The organism is Burkholderia sp. Ax-1719 (assembly GCF_011753055.1).
Classification (GTDB): Bacteria; Pseudomonadota; Gammaproteobacteria; order Burkholderiales; family Burkholderiaceae; genus Paraburkholderia.
Genome location: NZ_VWWJ01000005.1, coordinates 201,155 through 223,389 on the forward strand (window position 1 = coordinate 201,155; position 22,235 = coordinate 223,389).

The window sequence follows — 22,235 nt, forward strand, 5'->3', positions numbered from 1 at the left end:
CAGAAGAATGACGACGCACCGCGCGCTGTCCCGCCCATCAGGGCGGTACGGCGCGCGGCGCATTCAAAAGTTTCGGATTGTGTAATTCGGAAGAAAAGCCGCGGCGGATTGGCGTCAAGGCTTAAGTGGGGCATTACGTGCGTGTGTTGATGAGGCGCGACAGACCTCGCGAACGCATGCGACATAGTGTCTCACTTTTGTTTTGACAAAGATCATTTTCAGCATTCATTGATTGTCATGGATCAAAGCGGCTGTATGATTCGGGCGCGCTTCCTTTGCCGGATGTCAGGGGATGTGCCCGGAACTATTCAATGAATGAAATTCAGGCAAACGTGATGAAAAGAACAACCTTGCAAAGGTTATTGCTTCCCGTCAGCGCCGGATTGGCCATGTGTCTTTCCGGTTGCAATCTGGAAGTCCTCGACCCCAAAGGTAGCGTGGGCGTAGCGGAAAAGCAGCTGATCGCGACCTCCACCTGGGCCATGCTGATCGTGGTGATCCCCGTGATCATCCTGACGTTGTGGTTCGCGTACCGCTATCGCGCATCGAACCGCAGCGCCACCTACGCGCCGAAATGGTCGCACTCGACGGCTATCGAAGTCGTCGTCTGGACCGTCCCGACGCTGATCATCCTGTTCCTCGCGGTACTCACGTGGAAGACCACGCACGAACTCGATCCCTACAAGCCGCTTGAATCGAACGTCAAGCCGATCAATGTCGAAGTGGTCGCACTCGACTGGAAGTGGCTGTTCATCTACCCGGATCTGGGCATCGCCACGGTGAACCAGCTGGCCGTTCCTGTCGGCACGCCGGTGAACTTCAGCATCACGTCGGACTCGGTGATGAACTCGTTCTTCATCCCGCAGCTTGGTACGCAGGTGTACGCGATGGCAGGCATGCAGACCCGTCTGCACCTGATCGCTGATCACGCTGGCGACTACGCCGGCCTGTCGGCGAACTTCAGCGGCAAGGGCTTCTCGGACATGAAGTTCCGCACCCTCGCCACGAGCCAGCAAGACTTCGACGCATGGGTCCAGAAGGTCAAGGCGTCGCAGACGCAGCTTTCGATGGATCAATACGCGACGGTTGCGACGCCGAGCGAGAAGGCACCGGTTGAATACTTCTCGACGGTGGATCCGAAGCTCTTCAACAACATCATCGCGAAGTACAACAACGGCCACGTCACGAATTTCAGTGACCCGTCGTGCGTGACCAAGGGGTAACCAGGCATGTTCGGAAAACTTACACTAGCCGACATTCCGTATCACGAGCCGATTATTCTCGGCACGATGATCGGTATGGCGATCATCGGCGCATTCGTGCTCGGTGGTATCACTTACCTCGGTAAGTGGAAATATCTGTGGACGGAGTGGCTGACGAGCGTCGACCACAAGCGTCTGGGCGTGATGTACATCGTGCTCGCCCTCATCATGCTGCTGCGCGGTTTCGCCGACGCAATCATGATGCGTACCCAGCTGGCTCTCGCGTACAACGCGCCGGGCTATCTGCCGCCGCACCATTACGACCAGATCTTCACGGCTCACGGCGTGATCATGATTTTCTTCATGGCCATGGCTTTCATGGTTGGCCTGATGAACATCGTGGTGCCGCTGCAGATCGGCGCACGCGACGTCGCGTTCCCGTTCCTGAACTCGCTGTCGTTCTGGATGACCGCTGTTGGCGCAATCCTGCTGATGATCTCGCTGGTCGTCGGTGAATTCGCCATGACGGGCTGGCTTGCCTACCCGCCGCTGTCGGAGCTGGCATACAGTCCTGGGGTAGGGGTGGATTACTACCTGTGGGCGCTGCAGATCTCCGGTGTCGGTACGCTGCTGACCGGCGTGAACTTCTTCGTCACCATCATCAAGATGCGCGCTCCTGGCATGACGATGATGAAGCTGCCGGTGTTCACGTGGACGGCGCTGTGCACGAACGTGCTGATCATGGCTGCGTTCCCGATCCTGACCGTCACGCTGGCGCTGCTGGGCCTCGACCGTTACATCGGTACGCACTTCTTCACGAATGACGGCGGCGGTAACGCCATGCTGTACCTGAACCTGATCTGGGCCTGGGGTCACCCCGAGGTGTACATCCTGATCCTGCCGGCGTTCGGTATCTTCTCGGAAGTCGTGGCTACCTACGCCAAGAAGCCGCTGTTCGGCTACAAGGCAATGGTCTACGCGACCTGCGCGATCATGGTGCTGGCATTCGTCGTCTGGCTGCACCACTTCTTCACGATGGGTTCGGGCGCTGACGTCAACGCGTTCTTCGGTATCGCCACGATGATCATTTCGATCCCGACTGGCGTGAAGATCTTCAACTGGCTGTTCACGATTTACCGCGGTCGCCTCGAGTTCAACTCGTCGGTGCTGTGGACGCTTGGCTTCATGGTCACCTTCACCATCGGCGGCATGACCGGCGTGATGATGGCGATCCCGGGTGCTGACTTCGTGCTGCACAACTCGCTGTTCCTGATTGCTCACTTCCACAACGTGATCATCGGCGGCGTGCTGTTCGGCTACCTGGCTGGCTTCAACTACTGGTTCCCGAAGGCATTCGGCTTCAAGCTGGACGAAAAGCTGGGCAAGCGCGCATTCTGGTTCTGGCTCGTGGGCTTCTACGTTGCCTTCACGCCGCTGTACGTGCTGGGCTTCATGGGCGCAACGCGTCGTCTGAACCACTACGACAATCCGGCATGGCATCCGTGGATGATCATCGCCTGGGTTGGCGCCGTGCTCGTGGCAATCGGTATCGCTCACCAGCTGATGCAGCTGTATGTGTCGATCCGCGACCGCAACCTGCCGGAAAACCGCGATGTGACGGGCGATCCGTGGGGTGGCCGTACGCTGGAATGGTCGATGTCGTCGCCGCCGCCGTCGTACAACTTCGCGATCATCCCGAACGTGTCGGAACTCGATGAGTTCCAGCACCTGAAGGAAACCGGCCGCGCAACGGTCGATGTCGCGAACACGCACTACACCGACATCCACATGCCCTCGAACACCAGCGCTGGTCTGTTCATCGGTATGTTCAGCCTGATTCTCGGCTTTGCTGGCATCTGGCACATCTGGTGGCTCATGATCGTTGGCTTTATCGGCATCGTCGGTACGGCAATCGCTTACAGCTTCCAGAAGAACGAAGGCTATTACATCCCGGCCGCCAAGGTCCGGGCCGACGAAGAAGCGCGTAGTCGCGCACTGGCCAAGGCGTTTGCTGTCAAGCAACGCGGTGGCAAGGTTGAAGAAGCACTGGAGGCCAACTGATGTTGACGAAGACTGGTGCGGCCGCACTCGCGGAGCACGATCACCACGATCACCCGCCGTCACACTCGGTGTTCGGCTTCTGGCTGTACCTGATGACTGACTGTATTCTGTTCGGCACGCTGTTCGCAGTGTTTGCCGTGATGCAGAACCAGTTCGCAGGCGGCCCGTCGGGCAAGGACCTGTTCGACATCAACGGCGTCGCGATGGAAACGGCAGTGCTGCTGCTGTCGTCCATCACGTACGGCTTCGCGATGATCGGCGCGCACAAGCAGCGCAAGGGTCAAGTGCTGTTCTGGCTGGCGATCACCTTCCTGCTGGGCGCAACGTTCCTGTATTTCGAACTGCATGAATTCGCGCACATGATTGCCGAAGGCAACGGTCCGCAACGCAGCGCGTTCCTGTCGTCGTTCTTCACGCTGGTGGCTACCCACGGTATCCACGTGACGTTCGGCATGATCTGGATGGTCGTCCTCATGGTGCAGACCCTGAAGGCGCCGGAACTGGGCGATCGCGAAGTGCGCCGCCTGTCGTGCCTCAGCCTTTTCTGGCACTTTCTGGACATCGTCTGGATCTGCGTGTTCTCCTTTGTTTACCTTGCGAGCGTGATCTAAATGAGTGCTCATCCTATCCACGAAGAAGAAAGCCACGGCAGCTTCGGCGGCTATGTGGCCGGTTTCGTCCTGGCGGTGGTGCTCACGGCAGCATCGTTCTGGCTGGTTCTGCATGGCGGTTTCCCGCGTGAAACCGCACTGCTCGGCCTGGCCGCTCTGGCAGTCGTGCAGATCGTGGTTCACCTCGTGTTCTTCCTGCATATGAACACGTCGTCGGGCCAGCGCTGGAACGTGACCGCATTTGGCTTTACGGCCATGACGGTGCTGATCGTCGTGATCGGTACGCTGTGGGTCATGCACAACGTCAGCATGAACATGATGTCGCGTTAATCGTCGATTAAACGCACGTCTCGCTGAAAAGCAAAAAACGCCGCCTGGGTTTGCGCCCGGCGGCGTTTTTCTTTTGGGTGTTTCGTATCGGAAAGGCGCGCTGTTCTCTGACGCGTTTCAGACGCCGAAGCGCTGTCGCACGGTTTGCGCCACGGCGCCGCCGAGCTTGTGATGCTGATCCGCTTCGTAGTGAATGCCATCGGTCGTGCTGACGCTCGCGAATTCGCCCGCATCGAGAAACGCCGAACCGTATTTCACCGCCACGCGCTCATAGAGCGGCGCAAGCAGGCGCGATTTTGCCGCGCCGCCCGTGAAAATCTCGCCGAGAAAGCCGATCTCCTCGATGGGCGCGGGCGACATCAGCAACACGTGAGGCGTCGATCCGCCTGGGCCCGCACGACAGGCCACGAGCGTTTCGAGCAGCACGTCGACCGAATGGGCGATATCGGCCGGGGTGACGGAGAAACGCGTCTTGAGGTCGTTGGTGCCGAGCATGAGCACGACGACGTCCACCGGCAACTGGCTCTCCAGACACGGTCGCAGATACGCGAGGCCGTTCTTGTGGCGTCCCTCGATGGGATCGTCGTGAACCGTGGTGCGTGCGGGCAGGCCTTCTTCGACCACGCGCCAGCCGCTGCCGAGCGCGTCAGCCAGCACGCCCGGCCAGCGCTCGGCGGGGCCGAAGCGTTCGAGTACGCCAGGCAGGTTCAGCGGTTTGGTGCCGTGCGTGTTCGAATCGCCATAACAGAGCAGAGTGCGTAACGACATGGATGGCTCTCCTGTTGGTGAGTTTCCGATGCGAAATTTCCGGCTGTCGAGCGCTTTATGGTGCGCGAACGCGTGCGTGGCCGGAGCGATAAAAGCCACTTCGTGAGTCGGGAGATTACTAGACGACTGGTCTAATCCGCCTGTAACATGGCAACCCATGAACGCAGCGCCAGCCGTCGAAGTTCGACAACACATCCTCGATACCGCCATGCCCATCATTCTGGGCAAGGGTTTTTCGGCCGTCGGTCTCAATGAGATTCTCGCGACCGCGGGCGTCCCCAAAGGGTCGTTCTATCACTATTTCGGCTCGAAAGAGGCGTTCGGCGAAGCTTTGCTGACGTGTTACTTCACCGAATACGAAGAGCGTCTTGAAGCGCAGCTCGTACAGCGGGCCGGTTCGCCGGTCGAGCGCCTGATGGGCTATTTCGAGGACTGGCGTGTCATGCAGTGCGCGGACGGTCCCGACGGCAAATGCCTCGCGGTGAAGCTGGGCGCGGAAGTCAGCGACCTGTCCGAGCCGATGCGCGCGGTGCTGCGTCGTGGTACTGAAGAGATCATCCGGCGTATTGCGGTCTGTATCGACGAAGGTTGCGCCGACGGTTCGCTCACCGGCATCAGCGATGCGAGCTCTACCGCTGCGACGCTCTACGAACTGTGGCTAGGCGCGACGCTGATGGAGAAGATCCGCCGCGACCGCCGTCCGCTTGACGCGGCGATGGCCACGACCCGGCAACTTCTGAATCTGCCGCGCGCAGTCTGACGGCAAGTCCCGGGCTTACCCGGGAACGTAACCAACACGCCACATCGGCATGACATCATCGATTGGACGCGTTTGAGCAGGCGTCTTCTTGAAGAGTCGTATCATGCGGCAAGTGACTAGACGACCGGTCTAATTGTGCAGGCGCCGAAAGAATCGGCACGGCACGCAAGACCGGTTTCAATGGGCGCGAGAGCGCCCGGCATCATCGATAAAAGGAAAACTCGATGAACGTACTGATCGTTTTGACTTCGCACGACCAACTCGGCAACACGGGCAAGAAGACGGGTTTCTGGCTCGAAGAGTTTGCCGCTCCCTACTTCGCACTGCGCGACGCGGGCGCGAAGATCACGCTGGCGTCGCCCAAGGGCGGCCAGCCGCCGCTCGATCCGAAGAGCAGCGATCCGTCGGCGCAGACCGATGCCACGCGCCGCTTCGACGCGGACGCCGCGGCACAGGCCGAACTGGCCAATACGAAACGTCTCGCCGATGTCGACGCGAACGACTTCGACGCAGTGTTCTATCCGGGCGGCCACGGCCCGCTGTGGGATCTCGCCGAAGACACGCAGTCGATCGCGCTGATCGAAAAGACCCTCGCCGCAGGCAAGCCGGTCGCGGCCGTGTGCCACGCACCGGGCGTGCTGCGTCACGTCAAGGGCGCCGATGGCCGCTCGATCGTGGCGGGCAAGAAGGTGACCGGTTTCGCAAACAGCGAAGAAGCCGCCGTCGAGCTGACCGATGTGGTGCCGTTCCTCGTCGAGGACATGCTCAAGGCCAACGGCGGCGACTACTCCAAGGCGGAAGACTGGGCTCCCCACGTGGCCATCGATGGCCTGCTCATCACGGGGCAAAACCCCGCATCGTCGGAGCCGGTCGCCGAAGCGCTGCTCGAACTGCTGAACAAGAAGTAAGTCCGTTTATCCCCATTTCCTTCAAGCAACTCTGCGCGCCGCGAAATATGCGGCGCGGGGAGCGTTTTTGTCGCTCGCTGCGCGAGCGCGTGCTTAAAGGAAATCCTGAATTCTTTATTCAACGTTTTTTCAAGGGCGCGAAATTCCGCCGGATTCCCGGTTCGCGCCGCCCAAGGAGAGCAGTAGATGTCCGCATTGTTCGAACCGTTCAAGCTCAAAGATGTATCCCTGCGCAACCGCATCGCGGTTCCGCCGATGTGCCAGTACATGGCCGTCGATGGCATGATCAACGACTGGCACCACGTTCATTACGCCCAGATCGCGCGCGGCGGCGCGGGCCTCGTGATCGTCGAAGCGACGGCGGTGTCGCCGGAAGGCCGCATCACGCCGGGCTGCGCGGGTATCTGGAATGACGAGCAGGCCAAGGCGTTTGCGCCGACCGTCGCCGCTATCAAGGCTGCGGGCTCGGTGCCCGGCATCCAGATCGCACACGCGGGCCGCAAGGCGAGCGCCAATCGTCCGTGGGAAGGCGACGACCATATCGCCGAAGGCGACGCACGCGGCTGGCAGACCATCGCGCCGTCCGCGATCCCGTTTGGCGCGCATCTGCCGAAGGTGCCGCAGGAAATGACGCTCGACGATATCGCGCGCGTGCGCGAAGACTTCGTCGCAGCGGCAAAGCGCGCGCTGGACGCGGGCTTCGAATGGCTGGAACTGCACTTTGCGCACGGCTATCTGGGTCAAAGCTTCTTCTCGGAACACTCGAACCAGCGCACCGATGCTTACGGCGGCAGCCTCGAAAACCGCAGCCGTTTCCTTCTGGAAACGCTCGCTGCCGTGCGCAAGGTCTGGCCGGAACATTTGCCGCTGACGGCGCGTTTTGGCGTGATCGAATACGATGGCCGCGACGAGCAGACGCTGGCCGAATCCATCGAACTCGCGAAGAACTTCAAGCGCGAAGGCCTGGACATGCTGGGCGTGAGCGTGGGTTTCTCCACGCCGACCGCGCAGATTCCGTGGGCGCCGGCTTTCCTCGCGCCGATCGCGCAGAAGGTGCGTCGCGCGGCGGGCCTGCCGGTGTCGTCGGCATGGGGTATCGGCACGCCGGAACTGGCCGAGCGCTCGGTCGCTTCGGAGCAGCTGGATCTGGTGATGGTGGGCCGCGCGCATCTGGCGAACCCGCACTGGCCGTACTTTGCTGCGCAGGAACTGAAGGTCGATCGCGCGGCGTGGGTGCTGCCGGCGCCGTACGCGCACTGGCTCGAACGCTACAAGGCCTGAGCGGCCTGACGACGGAAATTGCCGATCGGAAATTTCATCGACGCAGACTCATTGACTTACCGACGATAAGGACACTCTGATGAGCATCTATCTTTTTGCGAGCCTCACGCCGAAGGCCGAACATGTCGCCGACCTCGAAGCGGAACTGCGTCACATGGTGGTCGAAACGCGCAAGGAAGCGGGCAATCGTCGCTACGACCTGCTGCGTCGCGCGGACGGCACGCCGGGTTTTCATCTCTACGAGACATACGTGGATGAAGCCGCTGTTCAGGCGCATCGCGAAAGCGCGCACTATGTGGCGTTTCGCGGCAAGATCGGCGACTGGCTGGCCGAGCCGGTCGACGTGAAGGCACTGGTGGGCGTGGATATCGCTGCTTGAGTTTGAAGCGATAGCCTCGTTTGTATGAGAGAAAGCGCCAAGGCGATGTGTTGCCCTGGCGCTTTTTCGTTGGTCCTGGTCGGTGCGCGTCAGTGCGCGAAATCCAGTACCACGCGGCCCTCGATTGCGCCGCGCTCCATGCGTGCGAACACGTCGTTGATGTTTTCGAGCCGGTCGGTGCTGACGGTCGCCTTGACCTTGCCTTCCTGCGCGAAGATCAGCGACTCTTCAAGGTCGAGCCGGGTGCCGACGATCGAGCCACGCACCGTCACGCCGCTCAGCACCATGTCGAAAATCGGCAAGGGGAAATCGCCGGGTGGCAGGCCGTTGAGCGAAACCGTGCCGCCGCGTCGTACCATCCCCAGGGCCTGTGAGAACGCGATCGGCGAAACCGCGGTGACGAGCACGCCATGCGCGCCGCCAATTTCCTTCTTCAGATAAGCCGCCGGGTCGGTGGTCTTCGCATTGACGGTAACCGTCGCCCCCAATCGCTTTGCAAGCTCGAGTTTCGCATCGTCAACGTCGACGGCGGCGACGTTCAGGCCCATCGCGCGCGCGTATTGAACCGCCATGTGCCCGAGCCCACCTACGCCGGAAATCACGACCCAATTGCCGGGACGCGTATCGGTCACTTTCAGGCCTTTATAAACCGTGACGCCCGCACAAAGTACCGGCGCGATGTCGATAAAATTCACGCCCTTGGGCAGCAGGCCGACGTAGTTGGCATCGGCTTTTGCATATTGCGCGAAGCCGCCGTTGACCGAATAGCCCGTGTTTTTCTGCTGCTCGCACAAGGTTTCCCAACCACCCAGGCAATGTTCGCAATGACCGCATGCGGAATAGAGCCACGGAATGCCCACGCGGTCGCCTTCCTTGACGTGCTTCACGCCGCTGCCCACGCCCACCACGTAACCGACGCCTTCATGGCCCGGAATAAAGGGCGGTTGCGGCTTGACGGGCCAGTCGCCATGCGCGGCGTGCAGGTCCGTATGGCACACGCCGCAGGCTTCGATCTTCACGACGAGTTCGCCGGGACCCGGCTCGGGAACGGCCACTTCTTCGATAACCAGTGGCTTGCCAAATTCGCGGACCACGGCTGCCTGCATTGTCTTGCTCATCATCGGCTCCTGTTCGGGGTAAGAGCGCTACACCTGCGCAATCATGCTTTCGTGACTCTTTCAGTGTGCCAAATTGTGTGAAGTAACGCGCCGGAATTGCGCGTGTCATATCGACGCAATGGGTATCGCATCAGGGAAAGAAGTTATTTAACGAAGCATTTTCAATGCGAATTTGAATTGCACTCCGAATCAAATGTTTGCTTTCCAGATAAGGATCGTGAGGTATCCGATGCTGGACACATTGGCCGATTACAATGGGCGTTTCGCCCATCGACCCGTGCGTCCGGATGCAGACCGAAGAACTTTTCCAGCAGGCACATGAACGGCATATCGCCGGCGATTTCGCCGCCGCCTGCGAGGCATATAGCCGTATCGTCGAACTTGACCCTTTGCACGGCCCAGCGCATTTCCGGCTCGCGGTGATTGCGATGCAGCAAGGCCGCTTTCAGGAAGCGGTCGGCGGGCTTACGAAAGCGCTTGAAATCGAACCGGCGAACCGGCGCTATCGCGAGGCAATCGGGCAGGCGTATGCGTTTTCGCAGCGCCACGCCGAGGCCGCGGCAGCTTATCGCACGCTGCTGGAGGAAGACGCCAGCGATGCAGATCACTGGTTTGGCTTCGCCAGTGCGCTGCAGGCGCAGGGTGCGTATCACGACGCGGCGCAGGCGTGGGAAGTACTCACACAGCGTGATCCACAGCGCGCCGACGCGTTCAACAATCTCGGCAATTGCCGTCAATTGCTTGGCGAGGCGGCGCTCGCGCAAGCGTCGTACGAGCGCGCGCTGGCGGCGCAGCCGGGCAATGCCGACGCGTTGGTCAATCTGGGCACGCTGCTGCGTGCGCAAGGGCAGCATGCGCAAGCGCTGGCGTTGCTGCGTGAAGCCGTTGAAGCTGCGCCCGATTCCACGGCAGCGCTCGTGAACCTTGGCGTGTTGCTGGTCGACGAGGGCAATCCGCAAGAGGCGGCAGCAGTGCTCGAACGCGCGCTAAAGATTGCGCCGGATTTTGCGCATGCGGCCTATAACTACGGTAACGCGCTGCACGCGCTAGGACGGCGCAGTGAGGCTCAGGCACAGTACCGTCACGCGCTGTCGATCAATCCCGCCCATGCCGAAGCCGCTAACAATCTCGGCAATGTATGCCGCGAACTGGGCGAGCACAAGGCAGCGATGGACGCTTTTGAAACCGCCATTCGCGTGCGGCCCGATTTCGTCGATGCCTGGAACAACGCGGCGAATCTGCAGCGTACGCTGGGGCAGCATGACAAGGCCTGTGCGCTGCTGCGCAAGGCGCTCGAACTCGCGCCGGAACATTCGCCCACGCTCAATAACCTCGGCAACGTCTTGAAGGATCGCGGCGAGCTTGATGAAGGTATCGCGTGTTTCGAGCGCGCCGTGAAAAGCGATCCGGATAACCTCACTGCGCACAGCAATCTGCTTTACGCGCTTTCGTTCCAGTCAGCCGCGCCTGAAGCGATTCTCGAAGAGGCGCGGCGTTGGTCGGGACAGCATGAAGCGCCGTTGCGTGAGCAACGATATTTTCACGAACCGAAAGACCTGCAAGGACGGCGGTTGAAGATCGGCTATGTATCGGCGGATTTTCGTGAGCATTGCCAGGCATTATTCATGACGCCGCTGCTTGCGAATCACGACAGAAGCCGCTTCGAGATCCATGCGTATTCGAGCGTCGTACGTCCCGATGAAGTGACGGCACGTCTCGCGGCGCATATCGACGTGTGGCACGACGTGCGTCAGCTCAACGACGCGGCGCTCGCGCAGCAGATTTACGCAGACGGCATCGATATCCTCGTCGATCTCACCATGCATATGGCCGATGGCCGGCCATTGCTGTTTGCGCGGCAACCGGCTCCGGTGCAGGTTGCGTGGCTGGCCTATCCCGGTACGACGGGCATCGACGCAATCGGCTATCGCTTCACCGACCCGCACCTCGATCCGCCTTCGTTTGAGGCGCATTACACCGAACGCACCGTGCGTTTGCCAGACACATTCTGGTGTTACGACCCGCTTGCGCGAGAACCGGCAGTCAACGCGCTGCCCGCGAAGCAGGCGGGACACATTACGCTCGGCAGTTTGAATAACCCCTGCAAATTGACGGATTCGACACTCGCACTGTGGTCGCGCGTGTTCGCGGCGTTGCCGGATGCCCGCCTCATGCTGATGGCCGCACAGGGCGATGCGCAGGCGCTTCTGGCCACGCGTCTTGCGCAACACGGCATCGATCCGGCACGCGTGCGTTTCGTACCGTTCCAGCCGCGCGATGCCTATCTGCGCACTTACCACCAGATCGACCTCGCCATCGACACGCTGCCGTACAACGGCCACACCACGACGCTCGACGCGCTGTGGATGGGCGTACCCGTAGTGACGCGGGTGGGTGCGACCTGTGCAGGCCGGGCCGGATTGTCCCAACTGGCGAATCTGGGGCTGGATGCTCTCGCCGCGTTTTCCGACGAGGATTTCGTGCAGACGGTGGTATCGCTTTCTACGTATCTGCCGCGACTGGCCTATTTGCGCGCGACCCTGCGCGCGCGGATGGAGGCCTCGCCACTGATGGATGGCGCCCGCTTTGCACGCGGTATGGAAACTGCGTACGCAGCGATGTGGAGCGAATGGAGCGGGGCGGGGGAAGAGAAACCGCAAACCGCGATCTGACGCAACTGGCCGGATGGCATAGGCCATCTGGCCAGATTGACGAGGCGGAAAGCCGCTCTGGCAGTGATTCAGCACGCGCCCTGCATGCTGTATAAATATACAGTAAAATCTCCAATACTCTGCCCGCCCGATCGGGCCGAAAGCGGCCGGGCCCAGCGCCCGGTTCCCACGCCTGTGATCCATCCGGAATGCCAGCGCAAGTGAGCGATAACCGATCCATCCGAATCCGCGGTGCCCGTCAGCACAACCTCAAGAACCTCGATCTCGACCTGCACACCGGCGAAATGACGGTGGTGACCGGGCCTTCCGGCTCGGGCAAGTCCAGTCTTGTGTTCGACACCCTTTACGCGGAAGGGCAGCGTCGTTACGTCGAAACCTTCAGTGCGTATGCGCGCCAGTTCCTCGACCGCATGGACCGTCCGCAGGTCGATCGCGTTGATGGCGTGCCGCCCGCCATCGCCATCGACCAGACCAACCCGGTGCGCAGTTCGCGCTCGACGGTCGGCACCATGACGGAGCTGAACGACCACCTGAAGCTGCTCTATGCGCGCGCTGCGAATCTGTTCGATCGCGTCACGGCGCAGCCGGTGCGGCACGACACGCCGGAAACGATCTACGCGGAACTGCTCGCGCGCACGGCGGTGGGCGATCCGCGTCTGGTGGTGACGTTCCCGGTCGAGTTGCCGGATACGACGACCGAGGAAGAAGTGCAGCAGTGGTTGTCCGCGAGCGGCTATACGCGCGTGCAGGCACAGCGCGAAGTCAAAACTGCTGAAGGCACGCGCAAGGTGCTCGACGTGGTCGCCGACCGCTTCCGTTTGCAGAATGCCGACAAAGCCCGTGTGGTCGAGGCCATCGAGGCTTCGCTCAAGCGCGGTGCCGGGCGCGTGAACATTTATGTCGTATCGGAAACGGACGCTTCTAGCGACGTTTCCGATACGAAACCCGAGCCGCAGATCTGGCGTTTCTCCACCGGCCTGCATTGCCCGGACAGCGATCTTCGCTACGCGGACCCGCAACCCGCGCTGTTCTCGTTTAACTCGGCTTATGGCGCGTGTGAAGTGTGCCGCGGTTTCGGTCGGGTGATCGGCGTGGATTGGGGGCTGGTGATTCCCGACGCGCGCAAATCCTTGCGCGGTGGCGTGATCAAGCCGCTGCAGACGCCCGCGTGGAAGGAGTGTCAGGACGACCTGATGCGCTACGCCGCCAAGGCTGGCGTCCCGCGCGATACCGCGTGGTCCGAGCTGACCGAGGAGCAACGCGACTGGGTGATCAATGGCGCGGCGGACTGGAAGGGCAACTGGCAATCGCAGTGGTATGGCGTGAAGCGCTTTTTCCAGTATCTGGAATCGAAAGCGTACAAGATGCATATTCGCGTGCTGCTCTCCAAATATCGCAGCTATACGCCGTGTGAAACCTGTGGCGGCGCGCGTCTGAAGACCGAAGCCTTGCAGTGGCGTCTGGGCACGCAGGAAAACGCCGACGAAGTGCTCGCGCCCGCCGCGCGCTTCCTGCCGCATGGCGTGGACTGGTCGCGCGCGCAACTCGAAGCGCTGCCCGGTCTGACGCTGCACGACGTGATGTTGCTGCCGATCGAGCGCATCCGCCGCTTCTTCGACAATCTTTCGCTATCGTCGGCACTCCTTGACGATGCGCTAAAACTGCTGCTCGCCGAAGTTCGCACGCGCCTCAAATATCTGTGCGACGTGGGGCTGGGCTATCTCACGCTCGATCGCCAGAGCCGCACGCTGTCGGGCGGCGAAGTGCAGCGGATCAACCTGACCACGGCGCTCGGCACCTCGCTCACCAAGACGCTGTTCGTGCTCGACGAACCGAGTATCGGTCTGCATCCGCGCGACCTGAATCGTATCGTCGAAGCCATGCAGCGCCTGCGTGACGCGGGTAATACGCTGGTGGTGGTCGAGCACGACCCATCGGTGATGCTTGCCGCCGACCGTCTGATCGACATGGGTCCGGGACCGGGCGAGCGCGGCGGTACGATCGTCTATGACGGTACGCCCAGGGACATTCGTTCGTCCGGCACGCTGACCGGCGAGTATCTGGGTGGTCATCGTGCGGTTGCCGACGCCTCGCACTGGGAGCGTCGCCCTGTCGATGCGAATACGCCCAGCCTGCTGCTGGAAGGTGCGAGCGAACACAATCTGCGCGACGTGACGGTGCAGTTCCCCTTGCAGCGTCTCGTCTGCGTGACGGGTGTGTCGGGTTCGGGCAAATCGACGCTCATTCAGGACGTGCTTTATCCGGCGCTGGCGCGCCATCTCGGCAAGGCCACGGAGTCGCCGGGCGTCTATCGCGCGCTCACCGGTGCGGAGCAGATCACGGACGCCGTGTTCGTCGATCAATCGCCGATCGGCAAGACCGCGCGTTCGAATCCGGCCAGTTATGTGGGCGCGTTCGACGAGATCCGCAAGCTGTTCGCCAAGGCCACGCTCGCGAAGCAGCGCGGCTACACGGCGGGCATGTTCAGTTTCAATTCGGGCGAAGGCCGCTGCCCGACCTGCGGCGGTTCGGGTTTCGAGCACATCGAAATGCAGTTCCTGAGCGACGTCTATCTGCGTTGCCCGGATTGCGACGGCAGCCGCTATCGTCCGGAAGTGCTCGAAGTGAAGATCGAGCGTGGCGGACGTCTGCTGTCGGTGGCGGATGTGCTGGATCTGACCGTGAGCGAAGCGGTGCAATGTTTCGCTGAGGATGCCGAAGTATTGCGCGTGATCCAGCCTATCGTCGATGTGGGCCTGGAATATGTGAAGCTTGGCCAGCCGGTGCCCACACTTTCGGGCGGCGAGGCGCAGCGCCTGAAACTCGCGGGTTATCTCGCGGAAACGGCGCAGGCGCGTGGCAAGGACAAGGCCGTGGGCGGCCGTCTTTTCATGTTCGACGAGCCCACCACGGGCCTGCATTTCGACGATATTGCCAAGCTGATGCGCGCGTTCGGCAAGCTGCTGGCGGGCGGTCATTCGTTGCTCGTCATCGAGCACAATCTCGACGTGATTCGCGCGGCGGACTGGCTGATCGACCTCGGTCCCGAAGGCGGCGATGCGGGCGGCGAAGTGGTGTGCGTTGGCACGCCCGACGACGCGATTGCCTGCCCGCGTTCGCATACCGGCGCGGCGCTGGAGCGCTACGAAGCCGCGCTCGGCCACGGTGTGGAACCCGTGCTTGCCGAAGAAGAAGGCATCGCGCTGCAGACCGCGATGCGCGCCGCGCAGGCGCGCCGCGAGATCCAGGGCGAGGACGTCGTGCGTATCGTCAATGCGCGCGAGCACAACCTCAAGGCGCTCGACGTCGATATTCCGCATGGCCGTTTTAACGTTATTACGGGCGTGTCGGGCTCGGGTAAATCCACGCTCGCCTTCGACATTCTGTTCCATGAAGGCCAGCGCCGTTATCTGGAATCGCTGAACGCCTACGCGCGCTCGATCGTGCAACCCGCGGGACGCCCTGAAGTCGATGCCGTGTACGGCATTCCGCCGACCGTTGCCATTGAGCAGCGTCTTTCGCGCGGCGGTCGCAAGAGTACGGTGGCGACTACGTCTGAAGTCTGGCACTTCCTGCGTCTGCTGTACGTGAAGCTCGGCATGCAGCATTGCGTGCACGACGGCACGCCAGTCACTTCGCAAAGCGCCGATGCGATCGTCGCGCAATTGCTGCGCGAGCATCGCGGTGAGCACGTGGGGCTGCTTGCGCCGCTCGTGGTGAACCGCAAGGGCGTCTATACCGATCTTGCGAAATGGGCCAAGGCGCGCGGCAATACGCATCTGCGCGTCGACGGCGAATTCCTGCCGGTTGCGCCGTGGCCGAAGCTCGACCGCTTCCGCGAGCACACCATCGAACTGCCGGTGGGCGATCTCGTGATCGAGCCTGAAAACGAGGCTCAATTGCGTCAGATGCTCGAAACCACGCTCGAAGCGGGTAAGGGCGTCGTGCATCTGCTCGCGCCGCTCGACGGTCTGAACGACGCACTCGGCAACGGCACGTCGACGTCGCATATCGGCACGGTGAAAGTGCTTTCCACACGCCGTGCCTGCCCGGTGTGCGGCACGAGCTATCCCGAACTCGATCCGCGCATGTTCTCGTACAACAGCAAGCACGGCTGGTGTACGACCTGCGTGGGCACGGGCCTCGCGCTCACGCGCGAACAGCGCGCCGTGTATGACGATACGGTGATGTCCGCCGACGATCGCGGCCGCGAACAGACGCTGCCTTCGGAAGAGCAGGAGCCCGAAGGAATGGCCGACGAGCCGTGTCCGGATTGTCATGGCACGCGCCTGAATCCCGAGGCGCGTGCGGTGACGTTCGACGAGCATGCGATCGTCGAGGTCGCGCAATGGACCGTAGCGCAAACGCGCGGCTGGATCGAATCGCTCGAACTGAATGGCCGCGATGCGCAGATCGCGCGCGACGTCATCAGCGAAATCCGCAGCCGCCTGCAATTCCTCGAAGAAGTCGGCCTGGGTTATCTGAGTCTCGATCGCGCCGCGCCGAGTCTTTCGGGCGGCGAAGCGCAACGTATCCGCCTGGCGGCGCAGCTTGGCAGCAATCTGCAGGGCGTCTGCTATGTGCTTGACGAGCCGACTATCGGTCTGCATCCGCGCGACAACCAGATCCTGCTCAACGCGCTGCGCAACCTCGGCGACAAGGGCAATACGCTGGTCGTGGTCGAGCATGACGAAGATACGATTCGCCGCGCCGATCACATCATCGATATCGGGCCGAGCGCGGGCAAGCGCGGCGGTCGCGTGGTCGCGCAAGGCAAGGTCGCCGATCTCGCGGCGCAGCCCGATTCGCTCACGGGCCGCTATCTCGCGCATCCGATCGTGCATCCGCTGCAACCGCGCCGCGAAGTGAAGCCGGCGCGTGCGGGCCGCGAAGCGGTGCCCGAGCAATGGCTGACCGTCCACGGCGGCAAGCTGCACAATCTGCGCGACGTGACGGCGCAGATTCCGCTCGGTCGTCTGGTGGCGATTACCGGCGTGAGCGGTTCCGGCAAGTCCACGCTTGCACGCGATGTGCTGCTCTCGAATCTGCTCGATGCAGTGGGCCGTTCGGTGCTGTCGTCGCCGGCAGTGCGACGTGCGCGCAAGAGCGCGAAGGAGACCGCGCCGAGCGCCGCCGAACGTCGTTCGAGCGTGCTCGCGCGCACCAGCGCGAAGCCGAAGCTGGAGGTTTCACACGTATGGCAGGGCTGCGAATCGATCAGCGGTTGGGAGAGCATCGATCGCGTGCTCGAAGTCGACCAGACGCCGATTGGCAAGACGCCGCGCTCGTGTCCGGCCACCTATATCGGTGTGTGGGATGCGATTCGCCGTCTGTTCGCCGATACGCTGGAAGCGCGTGCGCGCGGCTATAGTGCGTCACGCTTCTCGTTCAATACGGGCGACGGTCGTTGTCCCGCCTGCGAAGGCCAGGGAGTCCGAACTATTGGCATGAGCTTCCTGCCCGATGTGAAGGTGCCGTGCGATGTCTGTCATGGTCAGCGCTTCAATCCGGAAACGCTGGCGGTGTCGTGGCGCGGGCGCAATATCGGCGAAGTCCTGACGATGGAAATCGACGAAGCTGTGGAGTTCTTTGCCTCGATCACGAGCATTTCGCATCCGCTGCAATTGATGAAGGACGTGGGGCTTGGCTATCTCACGCTCGGCCAGCCGTCGCCAACGCTTTCGGGCGGCGAGGCGCAGCGCATCAAGCTCGTGACGGAACTGTCGAAGGTGCGCGACGACATCACGCGCCGCGGTCAGAAAGCGCCGCATACGCTTTACGTGCTCGACGAACCGACTGTGGGCCTGCACATGGCCGACGTCGCGCGCTTGATTCGCGTGCTGCATCGTCTCGCGGATGGCGGGCATAGCGTAGTGGTGATCGAGCACGATCTCGACGTGATCGCCGAAGCCGACTGGATCATCGATCTCGGTCCCGAGGGCGGCGTGGGCGGCGGTACGATCGTCGGCGCGGCGGACCCCGAAGGGCTCGTCAAGGTGGCCGCGAGCCACACGGGCGCGGCCCTCAAACCGGTGCTCGCGCGCACGCCATCCGACGAACCGCAAATCGATGCGCCGGCGGCCGAGGCTGCGGACAAACCAGAGGGCGCCAGACGGCGCGCGACAGCGTCCCAGGGGTAACCCCGTCCGACGCTTCACAAGGACGCCTGCAACGGCTGTAAATGGCCCGCGCAGGCGTCAAATCGCTTGATCTGGGCAGCGGCGGCAAGGTATGATGGGCTCCGCTTGCAGCAAATAGCCGCGCACCTTTGCGGCACATTCTGGCGAGCGGAGCAGCGGACCTCAGATCCCCTCCGAACCGGCCACGGATTCCACCTCCTGGTCACCTCATCAGTGCAGAAAAGCTTCGCGCAAACTGGCGAAGCCTTTGTCTTTTCAGGGCAGACGATTCGATATCGATCGGCACACGGCCCTTGGCGATGCGAGAGGAATTAACCGATGTTCGACCTCGACAGTGAGGCGCGCGAACGGCTCATCGTGTGGATTAAACGCCGCATGGACGAGTACGGCATTACGCTCGAAGTTCTTGAATCATCAATTGCAGAAAGCGAACGGCTTCCGAAGTACCGTGACGCATATGGCAACTCCTGGAATGGAGAAGGCGATATGCCGAGCTGGCTGTTGCGTTATAAGCATGCGGGTCAGGATATCGAGCATTTTCGCTGCTAGTAGTCCGATCGCCGAACGCCCGTTTGGCTGATTTTGACTTCTCCGATATTTTTCAGTGTCGCTTTAAAATACCTTTCAGCCATTCAACGAATATTGCCCATTTAATCAATGGCGCTTCGCACCGTCACGTCCTTTTGTTCTGAAGCGCAATAAAGCGGCTCAGGCATCAGGCTCAAGCCCGCTTTGCGCGATAAGCGCCATAATCGTGCTCGCTGCGGCCTGGCGGCTGCAAGGAGGCGGATATGGCGTTACTGGTCGTCGGGCTCGTGCTGTTTATCGGCGTGCATTCGATTCGCGTCGTGGCCGCGCCGTGGCGCGCCGCACAGATCGAGCGTTTTGGCATACGCGCGTGGCGCGGGTTTTTTGCGCTCGTTTCGATACTCGGCATCGTGCTGACCGTCATGGGCTATGGGCTCGCGCGTCGCTATCCGGTGCCTGTCTGGCTGCCGCCATTCGGTATGGCGCACCTTACCGGCCTGCTGACCGCCATCGCCTTCGTGATGATGACGGCCGCCTACGTGCCGGGCAATCGCATCAAGCGCGCGCTGGGCCAGCCCTTTGTGAGCGGCGTGGCGCTATGGGCGTTCGCGCATCTGCTCGCCAACGGCACGCTGCACGCGATGCTGCTTTTCTTCGTGTTTCTCGTCTGGTCGCTGATCGAAGTGCGCGCGGGGCGCAGGCGCGACCGTGAAGCCGGTGTCGTCTACGCGCCGGGTTCCGTCGCGCGCGATGGGGTCACTGTTGTGATCGGCCTCGTAGCGTGGGCCATTTTTGCGTTCTGGTTGCATGGCCTGCTGATCGGCGTGCGACCGTTCGGCTGATCGGGCGACACCACAAAACACAAAAGCGGCGACACAAAAAAGAAGCCTGCTCAATGGCAGGCCTCATCAAAGGTACAGCTCGGAGTTCCGCGATCAGATCGCAGTGATTGCGATCTTAGGGCCGGTTCATGAAAGCCGCGTGAAAGTCCACGCGAAAATCACGAAATAGCCGCTCGGGCGGGCTCGCATTACAGATCGAAGAACACCGTTTCGCCTTCGCCCTGCATGCGGATATCGAAGTGGTAAACGATATTGCCGGCCTGTTCGCTGCGACGCGCGATCAGCGTATTGCGACGCGCTTCGGGCACCGAAGCGAGCACCGGATCGGCTGCATTCGCGGCGACTTCGTCATCGAAATAAATGCGCGTGAACGTGTGCGTGAGCATGCCGCGCATCAGGACGATCACATTGATATGCGGTGCTTCACCGGCGTTTTCGCTGGCCGGCTTTACCGTGCGCACGATATAGCGCTGCTCGGGGTCCGTGCCGGTGCCGACGCGGGCGAAGCCGCGAAAGCCGGTTTCGGCCACCTGTGCGCGCGATTCGGGGTAGTGGCCTTGCGAGTCGACCTGCGAGAACTCCAGCATCGCGTCGAACACGGGCTTGCCGTCGCCGTCGATTACATGGCCCATCAGCGTGATGTGCTCGCCGGGCGTTTGCGAACCGGCGATCTCGTGCGTAAACAGGCTCTTGTAGTCGAAGTTGTATTGCTGCGGGCAGAGGCCGTAAGCGAAGTACGGGCCGACGGTCTGCGAGGGCGTTTCCTTGAGTGCCATGATCAACGCTCCGTGGGGGTCTGGTTCGGGCCGCGCAGCACGATGTCGAATTCGTAGCCGAGTGCGTAGCTGTCTTCGGTGGTGTCGAGCGAGAAGCGCGAAATCATGCGCTCGCGCGCTTGCTCAGGCGTGCCCTGATAGATTGGGTCGAACGCGAGCAGCGGGTCGCCGGGGAAATACATCTGCGTCACGAGACGCGAGCCGAAGTAATCGCCGAACAGCGAGAAGTGAATATGCTGCGGACGCCACGCGTTGGGGTGATTGCCCCAGGGATATGCCCCCGGCTTGATCGTCAGGAAGCGGTAACGGCCTTCGTTATCCGTCACGCAGCGACCTGCGCCGAGGAAGTTCGGATCGAGCGGCGCATCGTGCTGATCCTGCTTGTGAACGTAGCGTCCTGCTGCGTTGGCCTGCCAGATTTCCACCAGCGTGTTGCGCACCGGCTTGCCGCCGTCGTCGAGCACGCGGCCGGTCACGATGATGCGCTCGCCCAGCGGCTCGCCGTTGCGGACGGCATTGCGCGTGAGGTCGTGATCGAGCGCGCCGAGATCTTCTGCGCCATAAACCGGCGCGTGCAGATTGCGCAGCTTTTCCTTGAGCGGAATCATCGGCTGCGTCGGGCCGCGTTTGACGGAGGAGCGATACGGGGGATAGACAAACGCCGGATGCGAATCGAAGTCGCGCGGCGACAGGATGGACTCGTCCATGGTGGGGGTGTCTCCTGGCAGGATTTGTGGGATGAAGTTTATTGCAGCGTGACGGGCAGTCGCATCACGCGCATGCAGTCACTTTATCCAATGCGAAAAGTTATGCAAAATGACGTTTTATCGTGTCTCGTATAACCAATCGTTATGCAAAACCGGCTTGCAGATTCGCGCGTCAAATTCCGCCATCTCCAGTGCTTTCTTGCCGTTGCGCAGTTCGGCAGCGTGCAGCAGGCGGCGGAGAGCCTGTCGATCACCCAACCCGCTGTGTCCAAAACGATCGCCGAGCTTGAAGCCGCGCTGGGCGTGAAGCTTTTCGAGCGCGGCCGCCACGGCGCGGTGCCCACGCGCGAGGGGCAGCTTTTCATGCCGCACGCGAGCGCTTGCGTGAGCGCGCTACGACAGGGCGTGGCGCTGCTCGCGCGCGAGGAAGGGGCGGTGGCGGCCACGCTCGATATCGGCGTGCTGCCGACGGTGGCGACGGCGCTGCTGCCCGCCGCGTTGTGCGGCTTTACCGTTGACTGGCCGCGCGTGAGCGTGCGTTTGGTGACGGGGGCTAACGCAGAATTGCTCGAACTGTTGAAGGCGGGCGCGATCAGTTTTGCGGTCGGGCGGCTCGCGGACCCCGAACGCATGGTGGGGCTGAGTTTCGAGCAGCTCTACAACGAACCGCTCGCAGTAGTCGTGCGCAAGGGGCATCCGCTCGTCGCTGAAACCGGCGAAGCGCAACCGCTAGCGCCGTTTCCAACGGCATTCCAGCTGGTGCTGCCGCCCTTCGGCACCTTGATCCGCCAGGCGGCGGACAGTCTGCTGGCGGCGTGGGGCGCGCCGCCGCTGACCTCGTTCGTCGAGCTGTTATCCGTTTCGGTCGGGCGCGCGCTTGCGCTGGAGAATGACGCGGTCTGGTTCGTGCCTTCCGGCGCGGTCGAATACGACCTGCGAGAGGGCACGCTAGTGCGCTTGCCGCTGCCCACCGCTGGCGGCGAAGAGCCTGTGGGCCTGATTCAGCGCACCGATACGCAGCCAACAGCGGCGGGGCGCGGCTTGATGGATGCGGTGAGGCAATCGGCGCGCGAACGCGTTGGTTCGCAAACTATTGTTGCGGCGAAGAAGGGGCGTTCGCGCGGCAAGAGCAAGGCGTGATGGGCGCGCGGG

The 22,235-nt window shown here is 62.0% G+C and carries 17 protein-coding genes; 13 read left to right on the plus strand and 4 right to left on the minus strand.

Annotated features, from left to right (window positions below; genetic code table 11):
• Nucleotides 1-335 precede the first annotated feature (335 nt).
• Genes cyoA through cyoD form a run of 4 tightly spaced genes read left to right on the plus strand, consistent with a single transcriptional unit; the run spans nucleotide 336 to nucleotide 4,204 of the window.
• Nucleotides 336-1,223, plus strand: coding sequence for a ubiquinol oxidase subunit II (gene cyoA / locus F3J17_RS12495; RefSeq protein WP_167058309.1), 888 nt, complete (start codon nucleotides 336-338; stop codon nucleotides 1,221-1,223).
• 6 nt (nucleotides 1,224-1,229) lie between these two features.
• Nucleotides 1,230-3,263 carry a cytochrome o ubiquinol oxidase subunit I gene (gene cyoB / locus F3J17_RS12500; protein WP_167058312.1) on the plus strand — a complete coding sequence of 678 codons (2,034 nt, stop codon included), beginning with the start codon at nucleotides 1,230-1,232 and terminating at the stop codon, nucleotides 3,261-3,263.
• On the plus strand, nucleotides 3,263-3,874 hold the full coding sequence (cyoC, locus tag F3J17_RS12505) for a cytochrome o ubiquinol oxidase subunit III (RefSeq protein WP_167058315.1): 612 nt from the start codon (nucleotides 3,263-3,265) through the stop codon (nucleotides 3,872-3,874). The genes cyoB and cyoC overlap by 1 nt, the downstream gene beginning before the upstream one ends.
• Nucleotides 3,875-4,204 (plus strand): cytochrome o ubiquinol oxidase subunit IV, encoded by a 330-nt coding sequence (cyoD, locus tag F3J17_RS12510; protein ID WP_167058318.1) that lies wholly within the window; start codon nucleotides 3,875-3,877, stop codon nucleotides 4,202-4,204.
• A gap of 117 nt (nucleotides 4,205-4,321) precedes the next feature.
• Here cyoD and F3J17_RS12515 read toward each other — a convergent pair whose 3' ends face one another.
• On the minus strand, nucleotides 4,322-4,972 hold the full coding sequence (locus tag F3J17_RS12515; RefSeq protein ID WP_167058321.1) for an SGNH/GDSL hydrolase family protein: 651 nt from the start codon (nucleotides 4,970-4,972) through the stop codon (nucleotides 4,322-4,324).
• A gap of 157 nt (nucleotides 4,973-5,129) precedes the next feature.
• Here F3J17_RS12515 and F3J17_RS12520 point away from each other — a divergent pair, with 157 nt between their 5' ends.
• The 4 genes from F3J17_RS12520 (at nucleotide 5,130) to F3J17_RS12535 (ending at nucleotide 8,300) form a co-directional block, all read left to right on the plus strand.
• Complete coding sequence (locus F3J17_RS12520; RefSeq protein ID WP_167058324.1) at nucleotides 5,130-5,732, plus strand: TetR/AcrR family transcriptional regulator; 603 nt, start codon at nucleotides 5,130-5,132, stop codon at nucleotides 5,730-5,732.
• 224 nt (nucleotides 5,733-5,956) lie between these two features.
• A complete protein-coding gene (locus F3J17_RS12525) occupies nucleotides 5,957-6,640 on the plus strand; it encodes a type 1 glutamine amidotransferase domain-containing protein (protein ID WP_167058327.1) in 684 nt (227 codons plus the stop codon).
• 186 nt (nucleotides 6,641-6,826) lie between these two features.
• Nucleotides 6,827-7,921 (plus strand): NADH:flavin oxidoreductase/NADH oxidase, encoded by a 1,095-nt coding sequence (locus F3J17_RS12530; protein ID WP_167058330.1) that lies wholly within the window; start codon nucleotides 6,827-6,829, stop codon nucleotides 7,919-7,921.
• Between the two features lie 79 nt (nucleotides 7,922-8,000).
• Complete coding sequence (locus F3J17_RS12535) at nucleotides 8,001-8,300, plus strand: putative quinol monooxygenase (RefSeq protein WP_167058333.1); 300 nt, start codon at nucleotides 8,001-8,003, stop codon at nucleotides 8,298-8,300.
• An 89-nt stretch (nucleotides 8,301-8,389) separates the two neighbouring features.
• Here the strand turns inward: F3J17_RS12535 and adhP are convergent, their stop codons facing one another.
• On the minus strand, nucleotides 8,390-9,418 hold the full coding sequence (gene adhP, locus F3J17_RS12540; protein ID WP_167058336.1) for an alcohol dehydrogenase AdhP: 1,029 nt from the start codon (nucleotides 9,416-9,418) through the stop codon (nucleotides 8,390-8,392).
• 287 nt (nucleotides 9,419-9,705) lie between these two features.
• Between adhP and F3J17_RS12545 the strand changes: the two genes are divergently transcribed.
• The 4 genes from F3J17_RS12545 to F3J17_RS12560 all read left to right on the plus strand — a co-directional run bounded on the left by F3J17_RS12545 (nucleotide 9,706) and on the right by F3J17_RS12560 (nucleotide 19,600).
• Nucleotides 9,706-12,090: a tetratricopeptide repeat protein gene (locus tag F3J17_RS12545; RefSeq protein ID WP_167058339.1), complete on the plus strand. Its 2,385-nt coding sequence runs from the start codon at nucleotides 9,706-9,708 to the stop codon at nucleotides 12,088-12,090.
• 200 nt (nucleotides 12,091-12,290) lie between these two features.
• Nucleotides 12,291-18,230, plus strand: coding sequence for an excinuclease ABC subunit UvrA (gene uvrA, locus F3J17_RS12550; protein ID WP_167058342.1), 5,940 nt, complete (start codon nucleotides 12,291-12,293; stop codon nucleotides 18,228-18,230).
• Nucleotides 18,231-18,548: 318 nt separating this feature from the next.
• Complete coding sequence (locus F3J17_RS12555) at nucleotides 18,549-18,779, plus strand: H-NS family nucleoid-associated regulatory protein (protein WP_027815455.1); 231 nt, start codon at nucleotides 18,549-18,551, stop codon at nucleotides 18,777-18,779.
• A 242-nt stretch (nucleotides 18,780-19,021) separates the two neighbouring features.
• A complete protein-coding gene (locus F3J17_RS12560) occupies nucleotides 19,022-19,600 on the plus strand; it encodes an NnrU family protein (protein ID WP_167058345.1) in 579 nt (192 codons plus the stop codon).
• Nucleotides 19,601-19,788: 188 nt separating this feature from the next.
• Here the strand turns inward: F3J17_RS12560 and pcaG are convergent, their stop codons facing one another.
• Both pcaG and pcaH read right to left on the minus strand, forming a co-directional pair.
• Nucleotides 19,789-20,379: a protocatechuate 3,4-dioxygenase subunit alpha gene (gene pcaG / locus F3J17_RS12565; RefSeq protein ID WP_167058820.1), complete on the minus strand. Its 591-nt coding sequence runs from the start codon at nucleotides 20,377-20,379 to the stop codon at nucleotides 19,789-19,791.
• On the minus strand, nucleotides 20,379-21,083 hold the full coding sequence (pcaH, locus tag F3J17_RS12570; protein WP_167058348.1) for a protocatechuate 3,4-dioxygenase subunit beta: 705 nt from the start codon (nucleotides 21,081-21,083) through the stop codon (nucleotides 20,379-20,381). Before pcaH ends, pcaG begins: the two co-directional genes overlap by 1 nt.
• A 144-nt stretch (nucleotides 21,084-21,227) precedes the next feature.
• Between pcaH and pcaQ the strand changes: the two genes are divergently transcribed.
• Complete coding sequence (gene pcaQ, locus F3J17_RS12575; RefSeq protein ID WP_167058351.1) at nucleotides 21,228-22,223, plus strand: pca operon transcription factor PcaQ; 996 nt, start codon at nucleotides 21,228-21,230, stop codon at nucleotides 22,221-22,223.
• Nucleotides 22,224-22,235: the final 12 nt, after the last annotated feature.